The 14,251-nt window shown below is 65.6% G+C and carries 13 protein-coding genes; 5 read left to right on the top strand and 8 right to left on the bottom strand.

The window, feature by feature from the left end; genetic code table 11:
• Positions 1-195, bottom strand: a 195-nt coding sequence (locus tag IEW02_RS24765) for a hypothetical protein (protein WP_188548076.1), incomplete at its 3' end; no start/stop codon positions are given.
• Positions 196-378: 183 nt separating this feature from the next.
• Here IEW02_RS24765 and IEW02_RS24760 point away from each other — a divergent pair.
• The 3 genes from IEW02_RS24760 to IEW02_RS24750 are packed head-to-tail and all read left to right on the top strand — an operon-like array spanning position 379 to position 3,997.
• Positions 379-894: a 2Fe-2S iron-sulfur cluster-binding protein gene (locus IEW02_RS24760; RefSeq protein WP_229746311.1), complete on the top strand. Its 516-nt coding sequence runs from the start codon at positions 379-381 to the stop codon at positions 892-894.
• A complete protein-coding gene (locus tag IEW02_RS24755) occupies positions 891-1,898 on the top strand; it encodes an FAD binding domain-containing protein (protein ID WP_188548072.1) in 1,008 nt (335 codons plus the stop codon). Before IEW02_RS24760 ends, IEW02_RS24755 begins: the two co-directional genes overlap by 4 nt.
• Positions 1,895-3,997: a xanthine dehydrogenase family protein molybdopterin-binding subunit gene (locus IEW02_RS24750; RefSeq protein ID WP_188548070.1), complete on the top strand. Its 2,103-nt coding sequence runs from the start codon at positions 1,895-1,897 to the stop codon at positions 3,995-3,997. Before IEW02_RS24755 ends, IEW02_RS24750 begins: the two co-directional genes overlap by 4 nt.
• Here the strand turns inward: IEW02_RS24750 and IEW02_RS24745 are convergent.
• The 6 genes from IEW02_RS24745 to IEW02_RS24720 are packed head-to-tail and all read right to left on the bottom strand — an operon-like array spanning position 3,987 to position 10,615.
• A complete protein-coding gene (locus IEW02_RS24745; protein ID WP_188548068.1) occupies positions 3,987-5,075 on the bottom strand; it encodes an NADH:flavin oxidoreductase/NADH oxidase in 1,089 nt (362 codons plus the stop codon). The genes IEW02_RS24750 and IEW02_RS24745 overlap by 11 nt on opposite strands.
• Positions 5,072-6,055 (bottom strand): amidohydrolase family protein, encoded by a 984-nt coding sequence (locus tag IEW02_RS24740; protein ID WP_188548066.1) that lies wholly within the window; start codon positions 6,053-6,055, stop codon positions 5,072-5,074. Before IEW02_RS24740 ends, IEW02_RS24745 begins: the two co-directional genes overlap by 4 nt.
• Positions 6,052-6,492 (bottom strand): cupin domain-containing protein, encoded by a 441-nt coding sequence (locus IEW02_RS24735; RefSeq protein WP_188548064.1) that lies wholly within the window; start codon positions 6,490-6,492, stop codon positions 6,052-6,054. Before IEW02_RS24735 ends, IEW02_RS24740 begins: the two co-directional genes overlap by 4 nt.
• A gap of 24 nt (positions 6,493-6,516) precedes the next feature.
• Positions 6,517-7,707 (bottom strand): FAD binding domain-containing protein, encoded by a 1,191-nt coding sequence (locus IEW02_RS24730; protein ID WP_188548062.1) that lies wholly within the window; start codon positions 7,705-7,707, stop codon positions 6,517-6,519.
• Positions 7,704-9,098, bottom strand: coding sequence for an MFS transporter (locus IEW02_RS24725; RefSeq protein ID WP_229746308.1), 1,395 nt, complete (start codon positions 9,096-9,098; stop codon positions 7,704-7,706). Before IEW02_RS24725 ends, IEW02_RS24730 begins: the two co-directional genes overlap by 4 nt.
• Positions 9,099-9,136: 38 nt before the next feature.
• Complete coding sequence (locus IEW02_RS24720) at positions 9,137-10,615, bottom strand: aldehyde dehydrogenase (protein ID WP_229746313.1); 1,479 nt, start codon at positions 10,613-10,615, stop codon at positions 9,137-9,139.
• A gap of 121 nt (positions 10,616-10,736) precedes the next feature.
• Here IEW02_RS24720 and IEW02_RS24715 point away from each other — a divergent pair, with 121 nt between their 5' ends.
• Both IEW02_RS24715 and IEW02_RS24710 read left to right on the top strand, forming a co-directional pair.
• On the top strand, positions 10,737-12,503 hold the full coding sequence (locus IEW02_RS24715; RefSeq protein ID WP_188548059.1) for a helix-turn-helix domain-containing protein: 1,767 nt from the start codon (positions 10,737-10,739) through the stop codon (positions 12,501-12,503).
• Positions 12,504-12,739: 236 nt separating this feature from the next.
• Positions 12,740-13,642, top strand: a complete 903-nt coding sequence (locus IEW02_RS24710; protein ID WP_188548056.1) for a LysR family transcriptional regulator — start codon at positions 12,740-12,742, stop codon at positions 13,640-13,642.
• Between the two features lie 4 nt (positions 13,643-13,646).
• Here IEW02_RS24710 and wrbA read toward each other — a convergent pair whose 3' ends face one another.
• The gene (wrbA, locus tag IEW02_RS24705; RefSeq protein WP_188548054.1) at positions 13,647-14,246 is read right to left on the bottom strand and encodes an NAD(P)H:quinone oxidoreductase; all 600 of its coding nucleotides are present in this window, start codon (positions 14,244-14,246) and stop codon (positions 13,647-13,649) included.
• Positions 14,247-14,251: the final 5 nt, after the last annotated feature.

The following is a 14,251-nucleotide window of genomic DNA, read 5'->3' as shown; positions in this document are numbered from 1 at the left end:
CGCCAACCACGCGTTCGATGCGCCCTCGAGCACGCGGCCCAACCGAACGGCCTCCGCCCACACCGTCTGCAGATCCTCGGTGTGCAGCATCGAGGACTGGGCATCGGTCAGCGCGAGCACCGACTTCTGCGCCGCGGCAAGCAGATCGGCGAACACGACGTCGCCGACCTCACCCGATGTTCCCCCCGAAACCATGCCCACACAGTAGCGAGCACCACCGACAATTTTCGAACATGCGTGCGACTGTTTCATCGGCGCCGGAAACTCAGCGCAGACAGAAAATTCCGTGCGGGCACGAAGTCGGAAGATCAAGTAATCACAGCCTTACCTATGTCCACCAACGGGTTTCGGCCACTTCACCCCCGGGTACCAGAACGTATGAGCCAGATCACTGCCCGGGTCACGCTGAATGTGAACGGTGACGACCGATCGTTCGAGTGCGACGTCCGCACAACGCTGCTGGACGCGTTGCGAGAACATGCCGATCTCACCGGAACCAAGAAGGGGTGCGATCACGGGCAGTGCGGTGCGTGCACGGTCCTGGTGGAGGGGCGGCGAATAAACAGTTGCCTCACGTTCGCCGTCGCACAAGAAGGTCGCGCGATCACCACCGTCGAGGGGCTAGCCGACGGTGACAACCTGCATCCGGTGCAGCAGGCGTTCATCGACCACGACGCATTCCAGTGCGGTTACTGCACTCCCGGCCAGATCTGCTCGGCCGTCGCGGTGCTCGACGAAGTGAAGAACGGGTGGCCCAGTGCGGTCACCGACGACGACCCCACAACCGAGATCGCGCTCACGCGTGAGGAAGTTCAGGAACGTATGAGCGGCAACATCTGTCGGTGTGGCGCGTACGCCAACATCATTCCCGCGGTACAGCAGGCCGGCGAATGAAGACCTTCGCTTTCGACGTGGCCGGTGATGTGGACGATGCGGTCGCGCTCCTCGCCGCCGACCCGGAGGCAAAGCTGCTCGGCGGCGGGACCAACCTCGTCGACCTCATGAAGTTGGGTGTCGAGCGCCCCACTGCCCTCATCGACGTCACGCGGTTGCCCTTGCGCGAGGTCGACGTCCGGGACGACGGCACCGTCCGCGTGGGGGCGGGAGTTCCGAACAGCGATCTGGCCGTACATCCGGTGATCAGAGCGCGGTACTCCGTCCTGTCACGAGCCGTACTGTCCGGCGCGTCCGGTCAGCTCCGGAACATGGCGACCACGGGCGGCAATCTGTTCCAGCGCACGCGCTGCGTGTACTTCATGGACTCGTCCAAGCCGTGCAACAAACGCGAACCCGGATCGGGATGCCCCGCAATCGAGGGTGAACATCGCAACCTGGCCATCCTGGGCGCATCGGAGGACTGCATCGCGACGCATCCATCGGACATGGGCGTCGCGCTCGCGGTGCTGGACGCCACGGTGGAGGTGCTCGGACCCGAAGGCCCGAAGACCGTGACTTTCGGTGATCTGCACCGGTTGCCGGGTGACGACCCGACGCGGGACACGACGCTGCAGCACCACGACATGGTCACATCGATCGACCTGCCGCCCCTCCCGGACGGTGCCGTGTCCGTCTACCGCAAGGTGCGTGATCGTGAGTCGTACGCCTTTGCCGTGGTCTCCGTCGGCGCCGTTCTCGTGATGGACGGCGACACGGTGAAGGAAGTTCGCCTCGCGCTCGGCGGTGTGGCCCACAAGCCCTGGCGCGCAACGACTGCGGAGCGGGCCATCACCGGGGGACCGGCGACGGAAGACGCGTTCCGGATCGGAATCAGAGCGGAGCTGGCAGCAGCACAGCCGCTGCGCGACAACGAGTTCAAGGTTCGGCTTGCGGAAAATCTCGTCGTGAACACACTCGTGGATCTCGTGGCACGAGCACGAAACCAGGGAGTCGGCGCATGACCTCGATCGCAGAACCCAGCATCGGCACACCGATTCGACGCACGGAGAGCGTCGCCAAGGTCACCGGCGCCGCGCACTACGCCGCTGAACACAAGCCCGCCGAAATGCTCTACTGCGCTTACGTTCCCGCGACCATCGCCGCCGGCACCGTCACCGCGGTGGACACTGCCGCCGCCCTCGACGACCCGGCTGTGGTGGCCGTCATCTGGCACGGCAATGCCCCCACACTCGGCGAGATCGACGACACCGAACTGCTTGTCATGCAATCGAACACGGTCGCCTACCGTGGGCAGATCGTCGCCGCCGTCGTCGCCTCGTCCCTCGAAGCGGCCAGGGAAGCAGCAGAGTCTCTCGGAGTCGACTACGACGACCGAGGTGCGCCGGACAACGAGCTGACCGCCGATCATCCCAAGCTCTACGCTCCCGAGTCGGTCAACGCCGGCTTCCCGACCGACGTGACCGTCGGAGAACCGGTGAGCGCCGTGACGAGCTCCGGCCACACCGTCGACGCATGGTATTCGACTGCGCCACTTCACAACGCGGCGATGGAACCGCACGCCACCGTCGCCCGCTGGGACGATGAGAACTCACTCACCGTCTGGGATTCGACTCAGGCACCGTCCGGGGTGCAGGCCGACCTTGCGACTCTGTTCGACCTCGAACCCGACAAAGTGCGCGTGATCGCCGAACACGTCGGTGGTGGATTCGGCGGCAAGGGCAGCACACGGCCCAACGCCGTACTCGCGGCGATGGCAGCGCGGGTGACAGGCAAGCCCGTCGTCTTCTCCCTCCCCCGACAAGGGACTTTCGACATGGTGGGGTACCGAACCCCCACAATTTCGCATGTCCAACTGGCCTCGGACGCGGACGGGCGGCTCACGGCCATCACCCATGACACGTTCCAACAGACGTCGACCATCTTCGAATTCTGTGAGCAGACAGCCGAACCCACGCGGCACATCTACGCCGCGGACAACCGCCGCACCACGCACCGGGTCGTCGCGTTGGACGTCGGTAGCCCCCGGTGGATGCGCGCACCCGGTGAGGCGCCCGGAGCCTTCGCCGTGGAGTCGGCCATCGACGAACTGTCCTACGCGCTCGGCATCGACCCCGTCGAGATCCGCTTGCGGAACGAGCCGTCCGTCGACCCTGCGGACGGCAAGCCGTTCAGCTCCCGCAGCGTCGTCGAATGCCTCACGCACGGCGCAGAGCGATTCGGTTGGGCCGACCGCCCGGCGAGGCCACGGCAGACTCGCGTCGGCCGGTCTCTGATCGGCACGGGCGTCGGTGTGGCCAGCTACCCGGTCCTCATCAGTCCCTCCACCGCCAATGCCCGTGTCGAGGCCGACGGCTCCATCGTCGTGTCCATCGCCGCGTCGGACATCGGAACCGGAGCGCGAACCGCGTTGCGGCAGATCGCCGCCGATGCACTCGGAGTCGGCGCCGACGACGTGGAACTCCGACTGGGCGACAGCGCGCTTCCGACTGCACCCGGCGCCGGCGGATCGTCCGGCACCTCGTCCTGGGGGTGGGCAATCACCAAGGCGTGCAAGGCCCTCGTCGACAAGCGAGGCTCCGATCCTGTACCCGCCGACGGTCTCGAGGTCACGGCGTCCACGGACGACGACATCGAGGGAATGGCGGACGTGTCTCGCATGGCATTCGGAGCCCACTTCGCCGAGGTGCGCGTCGACGTCGACACCGGCGAGGTGAGGGTCAGTCGCATGCTCGGGGTGTACGGCATCGGCAAGGTGATGAACCCGCGGCTCGCGAGGTCCCAGCTCATCGGCGGCATGATGTTCGGTCTCGGCATGGCGCTGATGGAAGAGGGAACGGTCGACACACAGTTCGGCGGGTTCGCCAACCACGACCTCGCGGAGTACCACGTGACCGCATGCGCGGACGTGCCGGAGATCGAGGCCGTCTGGGTCGAGGAGAACGACGACGACCTGAGTCCCATGGGCAGCAAGGGAATCGGCGAGATCGGCAACGTCGGTTCGACGTCGGCGATCGTCAACGCCGTCTTCCACGCAACGGGCATTCGGGTTCGCGACCTGCCGGTCCGGCTCGACAAGTTGGTCGGCGGTCTCAGCGACTGACCGACCGCCTCTGGAACGCCCGCGCGTAGTTGGGCGGGTGGCGCACCGGCTCGCCGAGTTCCAGCGACGCCCGCTGGGCCCAGTTCGGGTTGCGCAGGATCTCCCGTGCGAGGAACACGGCGTCGGCGTCGCCCGATCCGACTATGCGCTCTGCCTGGCCGGGTTCGGTGATCAAACCCACTGCAGCAGTACGCATTCCGGTGCGACGGCGAACCTCGGCTGCGAACCGTACCTGGTAGCCCGGTTCGACGGGGATGCGGGCGTCGGGGACGATCCCTCCCGTCGACACGTCGACGAGGTCTACCCCGTGCTCGGACAGTATCGAGGCAAGCTCGACGGTCTCCTCGAGCGTCCACCCCGGCCGCGGGTCGTCCGTGTCGCCGGAGAGCCAGTCGGTCGCCGAGACGCGGAAGAACAACGGGCGATCCTCCGGCCATTCCTGCCTGACCGCGTCGACGACCTCGATCGCAAACCTCATGCGGTTGGCCGATGATCCTCCGTAGGCGTCGACGCGATGGTTGGCGGCCGGAGACAGGAACTCGTGGATCAGATATCCGTGTGCGCCATGAATTTCCAGAACGTCAAAACCGGCGTCACGTGCCAGTGCGGCACTGGTGGCAAATGCCTCCACCACGTCGGCGATCTCGCCGACGGACAGGGCGACCGGCGACGGTGAGTCACCGAACGCCACCGCCGACGGCGCCACCGTCTGCCACGTTCTGTCCGGCTCCGTCGACCACGGTCGTCCGGTCGACGCCTTGCGACCGCCGTGCACCAACTGAATACCGGCGGCGGCGCCCTGACCGTGCAGGAAGTCGATGATGCGTCGGTGCGAGTCCGCTTGATCGTCGTTCCACAATCCGAGATCGAAGTCGCTGGCCCGCCCGTCGGGCAGAACCGACGTCGCCTCCACCATCGCCAGCCCCACCCCGCCCAGGGCGCGTGCGGCGAAGTGCTGAAAATGCCAATCTGTCGCCACTCCCGTTGCATCGGAGGCGAACTGCATCATCGGTGACATCCAGATCCGGTTCGCGATCGTCAACTTTCTCAGCGTCAACGGCTCGAACAGCGCACTCACGCCGGCACCTCCGAGTGGACGTCGAGGCCGAGGAAGTCCCGGCCGGCCGCGGCCAGCGACAGTCGATCGAGACCGGCTGTGTCGACGAAGGATGCGACGTCGGACTCTGCCATGTCGAAGGGATAGTCCGTGCCACACAGAATCCGGTTCTCGCCCGCATGAGTACGCAGAAGGTCCAGTGCAGCGTGATCGTGCGTCACCGTGTCGAAGTAGGCCGCGCGGAACAGCTCTCGCGGCGAACTCGTGCTGCCGGCTCGGACGTCCGGACGTGCCTCCCAGGCGTGTGTCCATCGGCCCAGCAGGTCGGGTGCACACCCTCCGCCGTGAACGAAACAGATCCGCAGATTCGGCAACTCCTCGAGGACGCCTCCGAGGATGCTCGACGCCACCGCTGTCGCCGTCTCCACCGGGTTGCCGACGAGGTTGGCCAGGTAGTACTTCGACCATTCGGGGCGAGGCAGCTGCATCGGGTGGACCAGGACCGCCAACCGGTGCTCGGACGCCGATCGCACGACGGACCGCAGCACACCGACGTCGAGTGACCCTCCACGCAGCACGGGCGGAACGGCAACGCCCACAAGCGTTCCCTGCGATGCGATGGCACGGATCTGGTGATCGGCTGCGTCTGCGTCGTCCAATCGGATCGACGCGAGGCCGGCGAGTCGTCCGGAGGAGTCGGTGACGACACGCGCGAGTGCGTCGTTGTACGCGTCGGTGTAGTCCCCCGCGGGGACGTCCGCGTCCACAGCGAAAGCGAAGGGCGGCGCCGACAAGGCGCGGACACCGATGCCCGAGACGTTCATGTCCGCGATGATCGCGTCGACATCGCTCATCGCTTCGGTGCGAATGGACAGCGGGACGTCGCCCAGGAACAGTTCCCCGTCCCGATCTCGCATCGCACCGAACGGTGAGTTCGGCGGCAGTCCGAACAGCTCCGTGGGAAGCCAATGAGCGTGGACGTCGATCAGATCGGTGCTCACGACGCCGCCAGCGGGAGTGGGTCGTTGGCCGAGTCCAGGTGCTCGACGGTGGTGAACACCAGTTCGGACGATCCGACGTTCTCGATGTCGTGCAGAAGGTATTCGCCTGCGCCGAAATGGAAGTGGCGGGTCTCGCCGGCGGAGTACGAGACGTCGCGGGTCGTTCCGTCGAAGGTGTGCTGGCGGGAGGTGCCGGCGTTCACCGCTGTCCAGAAATAGTCCAGGACGTGGCGGTGTGCGTGCCACCGCTCACCCGGCGCCAGGCGGATTTCCCACACCCGGACACGGTCGTTCTCGCTGAGGAGTTTCGACCCGACCTCCCCATCGTGGGCGTGGGCGCCGAACTCCGCGCGGAGGTCGTCGGACCAACCTTCGAAGTTGTCGCCGACGAGGTTTCCCGCCAAGGGCAGATCGCTGAGAAAACTGTTCGTGGTCATGGTGTTTCCCTCTCCTCGGTGTCTCTAGCGTCCGGGTCCGTACAGGCCGAACCGTAGGTTTTTGTCACCCGGTGTCCAGGTGTTGGTGAACTGCGACCGCTCACCCATGGCTTTGACGCGCGAGAGCAGGTTGCTGCTCAGTTCGAGTTGACCGGGCTCCCACTTCTCCAGCGCTTCGGTGACGTTGCCGGCGGACGAGGTGAGCGCGTCGCTCAACGCCCAGGCATCGGCCGCGGCCTTCGCGGTTCCCGCGGCGGCGTGCGGACGAGCGCCGCACGCCGCGTCACCGATGAGAGCGACGCGGCCGCTGGCCATCTTCAAGGCACGAGAATCCCACACGACCTGGATGAACGGCGCCTCGGTCGAAGTGACGACCTCCGCCGCAGCCGGAGCGAGCAAGCGGGCTGCGGCATCGCGCATCTCGTCGATGTAGCGATCCTGGACCTGGTGTGGATGCACCGATACCTTGCCCTGGAATCCCCGTTTGTCCGTCAACATCTCGTCGAGATCGGGGCCTTCTGCGACGTTGCGGTACCAGACGTAGTTCATGAGTCGGTCCCCGACGGCCGTGCCTCGTTCGCTCGGAATCGGGTACATGGTGATCTGAGAGTTCGGAACGATGTTGTAGGTGATCGAGTTGTGCAGCAGCTCTGCGGTTTCGGAGGTCAGCAGCGCCTCGTCGACGGTTCCGCGCCAGCCGATGTAACCCGAATACGTCAGCTTTACATCGGGATCGATCCGAGCCCGGTTGGCCGACGTCACGCCGTCCGCGATAACGAGGAGGTCTGCGCTCTCGACACGTCCGCTCACGAATCGAACGGTGACCGAGTCGACGTCCTGGTCGAAGCCGCAGGCGAATTCGCCGAGGTGGTAGTGATCGCGCCCGAAGTCGGCGAGCAGCGCGCGGTAGAAGGTTCCCCACGACGTGTGCGACCACGAGCGGGCATCCCGGTCGACGACGCGGTTGCCGGCCTCGATGTACTGGACCCAATCGGTGGTGGTGCTCACGTCTTCCGGTCGCTGCGAGCTCCGCTCACGGAACCACCGGAGCGTGTCGGGCTGCAGGACGATGCCACCGCCGCGCCCGTCGAGATCCGACGGTGTCCGCTCGTAGATATCGACTTCGAAGCCGAGGTCCCGGAGAAGGAGTGCCGAGGTCAAGCCTCCGATCGATCCTCCGATGACGACCGCTCGTGATCCTGTGTAGACGCTCATGCCGGCGTTCCTTTCACTACTGAGGGTGCCGGCATGGTGTCGGCGGTGTGGGGGTGTACTGCATCGGTGGGCAGCGCTGCGTCCTTGGTCTCCGGAGCGAACGCCAATCCCACGAGCGCGATGACGCCGGTGGAGGCGAGTACCGCGGTGGCGATACCGAGATTGCCGCCGAACCAGGACGTGGCGATCACGCCGGCCACGAGGGGTCCCGCGGCGGTGATGTAGCGACCGATACTGTTGGCCAACGCAATTCCACTGGCCCTCATGCTCGGCGAGAACATCTCCGGGCCGTAGACGAAGTTGCCGGACAGTGCGCCGAAGAGTCCGAATCCGACGATGGGGATGACGATCAGATAGGTGGTGTACGAGTGCTCGAAGGGGAACAGATACGCGACGCTGACACCGGAGACCACGAAGCTGACGAGGAACGCTTTGCGTCGCCCGATCGCATCGGCAAGGAATCCCCATGTGGCGTACCCGATAATGCCGCCGGCGTTGAACAGCATCGACGAGATGGCCACCCGATGGTTTGCGATCTCGGTCGAGAGCGATTCGGCACCGGCCATGTTGCGAATGATCTGCGGGTACCAGGTGGACACACTCCAGAAGGCCAGCAGTGATCCGGTGGCGAGTGCGGTGCAGATGAGCGTGGCTCGCAGGTTCGGCGGGGAGAGCAGGCGACGCAGTACGAACTGGTCCTCCGGGCGCGCGATCCCCCTGTCCTTCCGCTGTTTACGCGTGGCGATGACATTCTTGATCTCCTCGGGCTCCGGAACGTAGCGGCGCAGGAACCAGACGAGGAACGCAGGCACGACGGCGAGGACGAGCATGAAACGCCAGCCTTGGCTGCTCAGCATGCTGTAAGCGAGTGCGGCGATGAAGAATCCTCCGGCGTATCCGGACATCATCACGCCACAGGCGCGAGCACGGTACTTGTTCCGCCACACCTCGGCGACCAAGGCGGCACCCACGGGAGCTTCCACCCCCGATCCGAGACCGGCGATGAAGCGGAGAACGCCCAGCTGCCACCAGGTGTCCGCGAACGCGGCCAGTGCGGTGAACAGCGCGTAGGTGAGGATGCCGATGGACAGCACGCGCACTCGTCCGAAGTAGTCGGCCAAAACGCCGAACAGTATTCCGCCGGTTGCCCATCCGGCCAAGAAAAGAGCGACGGTCATGCCGCCGTAGAGGCCGATGTGCGCTGCGTCGACATTGATTCCGGAGTTCGGGAGAAGGTCGGTCATGGCCGGGCCGAGCACCAGGGCGTAGAGGCTGCCGGCGAAACCGTCGAGGGCCCAGCCCATGGTGGTGCCGAACAGCACCAGCCATTGCACTCGGGTGATCTGTTGGCGCCAGCCCGGTTCGGCAGCGCTTGTGCGACTAGTTGTCATTGTGAGTCCTTGTGAGTCGAGGGGAAAGGGAAGAATGATCAGTTCAAGCGGCCGGGTTCGTCCGACCCGTACCAGTCGACGTCGTCGTCGGCGATACGCACCACGATGGTCTTGATCCAGGTGAAGTCGTCGAACGACTCTGTGCCGGCGTCTTTTCCGGCGCCGGATTCCTTGACTCCGCCCCACGGGAGGGACGGTTCGAGTCGGTGATGATCGTTGACCCAGACCATCCCGGATTCGATCGCTTCGGCGACGCGATGCGCGCGTCCGATGTCGCGGGTCCACACCCCGGCGCCCAGTCCGAAGCGGTTGTCGTTGGCCATCTCGATCGCCTCCTCTTCGGTGTCGAAGGGGACGACGACGGCCACGGGACCGAAGATTTCCTCCTGGGAGACACGCATGGAGTTGGTGGCGTCGGCCAGCACTGTCGGCTGCACGAAGAACCCGTCGTTCAGCGCTCCGGGAAGTTCCGGAACCTCACCGCCTGCGGCGACGCGGGCACCTTCCTCTCGTCCGATGTCGATGTACTCGAGCACCTTTCGGCGTTGGCGATCGCTGATCATCGGTCCCATCTGGGTCGACGTGTCGGCCGGGTCGCCGAGGCGGATCTTCTCGGCGCGTGCGACGAGTGCGGCGACGAACTCGTCGTACCGCCCGCGTTGAACGAGGAATCGCGCTCCTGCAACGCAGGATTGGCCGGACGCGACGAACGCCGCGAATGCAGCGCCCTCGGCAGCGCGGGTGGGGTCGTAGTCGTCGAACACGATGACGGGTGTCTTTCCGCCGAGTTCGGCGGTGATGCGGGCAAATCGCTTCGAGGTGGCACCCGCTGCCGAGCGGCCGGCTTCGGTGCCGCCGGTCAGGGTGATCTTGGCGATGTCCTCGTGCTCGGTGAGCCTGATGCCCGCGTCCCGTCCGCCGGTGACCACGTTGATCACGCCTTCGGGAATGCCGGATTCGGTGACGATGCGTGCGATGGCGAGTGTCGTCAGCGGCGTGAGCTCGGATGGTTTGACCACCACCGTGTTTCCGGTCGCCAAGGCGGCCGACAGACTTCGCGCGAGGATCATGGCCGGATGGTTGAAGGGGGTGATGATGCCGCAGACACCGAGCGGCGCGCGCTTCTGGTATGTCAGATAGGGACCGTCGCTGGGCAGCACCGCATCACGTTGTGCAGCAAGCAATCCCGCGTTGTAACGGAACCACTCCGGCACTCGGGACAGCTGAGCACGCGTCTCGGTGATCGGCCGACCGTTGTTCTGGGTCTCGAGTGTGTACAGCGTGTCGCTCGCGGCCTCCAACGCGTCGGCTGCCCGCAGGAGCGCCTTCGCCCGTGCCGTGCGGCTCATACGGGGCCACGGGCCCGACTCGAAGGCGGCCCGAGCCACGGCCACCGCATTGTCGACGTCGACTCCGACGCCGTCGGGCACGGTAGCGATCGGTCGGCCCGTCGCCGGGTTGACGATTGTCAACCGTGCACCGCTGTCGGCAGAAACATCCTTGCCGTCCACGTACATCCACTGCTCTGTCATCGGATCCGGTTCCTCTCGCTGGCGTAACCCCGTGAGTACAGATCTTGCGATCTGGATCACACAGCAGCCATGTCTGTGTGAACATAAAACGATCGGAGGTATGTGGATGGACACACAGCAGTTCACCGTCGCGACGGATCGGCCGGAGATCAGGCGTTGGATGCGCAGCGTCGGCGCCATCACCAGGACCGTCGTCGCGGCAGCGCCCCTGCACGACGTGCTCGACCTCATCGCGCGAACGGCGGCCGACCTCATGGGGTACGAGTTCTGCGGCGTTCTTCTGCCAGACCCTGAACGCCGCAAACTGATCATCGAAGGGTCGAGCGGTCTGTCGACGGAGTACGTCGCCCGCGTCAACGCCGACCGGCCGGTGCGACTCGATCAGGATGCAGCCGTCGAGGCGCCGTCGAGTACTGCGTTCCGTACCGGCCGACCAGTGGCGATCGCCGACATCGACGCGACACCGCAGTTCGCGCCATGGGGAGGCGTCGCCAAGGAGCAGGGATATCGGGCCATGATCTCGGTCCCGTTGGTGGAGTCGAACGACGTGGTCATCGGGACGCTCAACTGTTATCGCAAGGGCACGTACAGCTTCGAGCCGGAGGAGATATCCCTGCTCACGGTGCTGGCCGACCACGCAGCTCTGGCCCTGACGACGGCGCGTCTGCGTTCCGACGAAGCGGTCCGGATGGACGAGTTGGTGATCCTGAACGGAGAACTGCATCAGCAGCGAGATCTACTGCAGAGGTCCGAGGAGATCCACCGCAAGCTGACCGAGATCGCGCTGCGGGGTGGCGGGGTGCCCGGTATCGCGACCGCGTTGTCCATCCTCGTCTCGAGACCGATCTCGATCGAGGACACGAACGGATCCACTCTCGGGCGGTCGACCGGGCACTTCGCCGTGTCGGTCGACGAGGGCGATGTGGAGTACCCGTGGCATCCGGTCCTGTTGTCCGAGAACGAGGTTGCTCGCATTCGGGTCCATGCCGGCGGCACACCTCTGTCGTCGATCGACACCCGCGCGATCGAACACGCCGCCGTCGTGACCTCGCTCGAAATCCTCCGCAGCAGAACCGCGGACGAGGCGGCGTGGCGGTTGCACGGCGAGGTCTTGAACGACCTGGTCGGTGGTGAACCGTCGGCACTGGCCACGGTCGTCGAACGAGCACAGAGACTCGGCCACGACCTGACCGTCGACCACACGATGGTTGTCGTCGCCCTGTCCGATGTCCGGCCGGACGACGTGGATCTCTGCCAGCAGCAGGCCGTACGCCGCATCCACGCCTGGGCGGGGGCGCAGGAGCCGAAGCCGCTCTCCGGGATTCATCACGATCGCATCGTCGTGCTGATTCCGGACATGGGCCCCGATACGGCCGAACACGTTCGACGGCTGGTCGCGTCGAATAGGCCGCCGGCGGTCTCGACCGCGGTGATCGCGGGTCCGTGCTCGGATCTGCCCTCCTACAACCGGGCCTACCGGGCGGCGTCCGGCGCCCTCGACATGCTTGTGTTGACCGGACGCGCGGACGAAAGCGTCTCGCTCGACGGTCTCGGCCTGGTCGGCCTCTTGCTCCAACTGGACGACACCACACAACTGCTGCGCTATGCCGACCGCGTTCTTGGACCCGTGCGCGCGCACGACGTCACCCGAGGCACCGATCTCATCCTCACTCTGCGGACGCACTTCGCAGGTGGTCTCGTCGCCGGAACCACTGCGACGCGGTTGCACGTCCACCCGAACACCGTCGGGCAACGGTTGCGGCGCATTCATTCGCTGACCGGAATGGACCTCACACGGCCGGACGAAGCGATGGAGATCGCTGTCGCTCTGACCGTGGGAGACGTGGCGAACAGCTATCGAGAAGCTCGATAGCCAGACGCAGCATTGATCGTTGGACTTGTCGCCTGTCGTACGTCACAGTGACGTACACCACGTCGATCGGAGTTCACCGTGCTTGTCGAGCTTTGCTGCAGGTTCGCGGCCAGGTCGTATCGCGACTCGGTTCGACCTGGCCCGACCGTGCCCGCCGCGCTCGGTCACGCCGTTGCGTGGGGAGCATCGATCGATATCGTCTCCACAGACGATCGAAGAGTGCGATCGTCGACACCGTGGACGAACGACAACTCGAGTACTTCGTCGCGGTAGCCGAAGAGCTCAGCTTCACCCGAGCCGCCCGAAAGCTGTTCGTGGTCCAGTCGACCGTGTCGGCGAGCGTGCGCGCCCTGGAGAAGGACGTCGGCGCGCCGCTTCTTCTCCGCACGAGCAAGAGCGTCCGACTCAGCGAAGCCGGCCGGGCGTTCCTGCCCGAGGCCAAAGCAGCACTGGCGGTTCTCGGTCACGCCCGAACCCTGGTCCGAGACTTCGACGACGGCGTTCGCGGCACACTGCGCGTCGGCACTCTCAGCGGTCTGACGGCCGTCGACTCCCCCGGACTCGCTCGCCGTTTCACCCAGCTGTACCCGCAGGTGAGCCTGTACATGGAGACGTCGCCGAGCGGTTCCGCCGGACTTCTGACGAAGGTTCGCGACGCCACGCTGGACGCGGCGTTCATCGGAACAGCAGCACCGGCCGATGCCACGGGTGTCGAATCCCGTTCGCTCCGAACACTGTCGCTTCGGGTCCTGCTCCCGCCCGGGCACCGACTGACCGACCGCACCTCCGTGCAGCTGGCCGATATCGCCGGCGACCCGTTCGTGGACATGCCGGTCGGGTTCGGGCTCAGAACACTCGTCGACGACGAATTCCGCCGCGCGGGCCTCACCCGCACCACCGCAGTTCAGGCCGCCGACCTGTCCACCATTCCCGATTTCGTCGCAGCCGGCCTGGGAACCGCTGTGGTGCCCGACCTTCGGAGGTCCGCCGAACTCGGGTTGACGTCGATTGCCCTCGACGGCTCGACGCCGACGTGGACCCTGTCGGCGGTGGTGCGATCGGGCAGCCGACTATCCAGAGCGACGGAAGCGTTGTTGGCGTTGGCGCCCGAGTTCGTGTCGACGGAGCCGTACTACTGAGCTGCTACTTCGACAGCTTGTCGGCAATGGTGACCACGCGAGTCGCGAGGTGCTCGAGAGCCGCAGCGGTCGCGTCGGCGATCTCGTCCTGATTGTTCGCACCGGTGACGTGGCTGACGCCGTACGGGTTTCCGTCGGCGAACTTCAAGCCGTCGGTGTAGCCCGGAGGAACCAGAATGCCGCCGAAATGCATGATCGAGGTGTACAGGCCGATCAGCGTGGTCTCCTGGCCTCCGTGCAGGGTCTGACTGGAGGTGAAGGCCGCGTACGCCTTGTTCGCGAGTTCGCCCTTCGCCCAGTAACCACCGAGAGAATCCATGAAGTTCTGGAACGGTCCGGCGGTGTTGCCGAAGCGCGTCGGCGAGCCGAAGATGACGGCGTCGGCCCAGACGATTTCGTCGCCGCTCGCGGCCGGAAGGTCCTTGGTCGCCTCGTAATTGGCGGTCCAGGCGGGGTTCTCGGCAAACGTGCTGGGGTCGCGGGTCTCGGCGATGTGCCGGACGCGTACCTCGGCTCCCGCTGCGGTGGCCGCGTCGGCGATCTTGTTCGCCATGGTGGTGCCGTGGCCGGTGGACGAGTAGTAGATGACGGCGAGCTTGGTCATGATGG

The organism is Rhodococcoides trifolii (assembly GCF_014635345.1).
In the GTDB taxonomy this organism is placed as follows: Bacteria; Actinomycetota; Actinomycetes; order Mycobacteriales; family Mycobacteriaceae; genus Rhodococcoides; species Rhodococcoides trifolii.
The sequence above is the reverse complement of the archived record's forward strand: the minus strand, read 5'-3'. Positions and strand labels throughout refer to the sequence as shown.

Coding starts and splice junctions, on each gene's coding strand:
- IEW02_RS24750 (WP_188548070.1), top strand. CDS start 1,895: ATGACCTCGATCGCAGAACCCAGCATCGGCACACCGATTCGACGCACG.
- IEW02_RS24725 (WP_229746308.1), bottom strand. CDS start 9,098: ATGACAACTAGTCGCACAAGCGCTGCCGAACCGGGCTGGCGCCAACAG.
- IEW02_RS24760 (WP_229746311.1), top strand. CDS start 379: ATGAGCCAGATCACTGCCCGGGTCACGCTGAATGTGAACGGTGACGAC.
- IEW02_RS24720 (WP_229746313.1), bottom strand. CDS start 10,615: ATGTACGTGGACGGCAAGGATGTTTCTGCCGACAGCGGTGCACGGTTG.
- wrbA (WP_188548054.1), bottom strand. CDS start 14,246: ATGACCAAGCTCGCCGTCATCTACTACTCGTCCACCGGCCACGGCACC.
- IEW02_RS24735 (WP_188548064.1), bottom strand. CDS start 6,492: ATGACCACGAACAGTTTTCTCAGCGATCTGCCCTTGGCGGGAAACCTC.
- IEW02_RS24715 (WP_188548059.1), top strand. CDS start 10,737: ATGGACACACAGCAGTTCACCGTCGCGACGGATCGGCCGGAGATCAGG.
- IEW02_RS24755 (WP_188548072.1), top strand. CDS start 891: ATGAAGACCTTCGCTTTCGACGTGGCCGGTGATGTGGACGATGCGGTC.
- IEW02_RS24730 (WP_188548062.1), bottom strand. CDS start 7,707: ATGAGCGTCTACACAGGATCACGAGCGGTCGTCATCGGAGGATCGATC.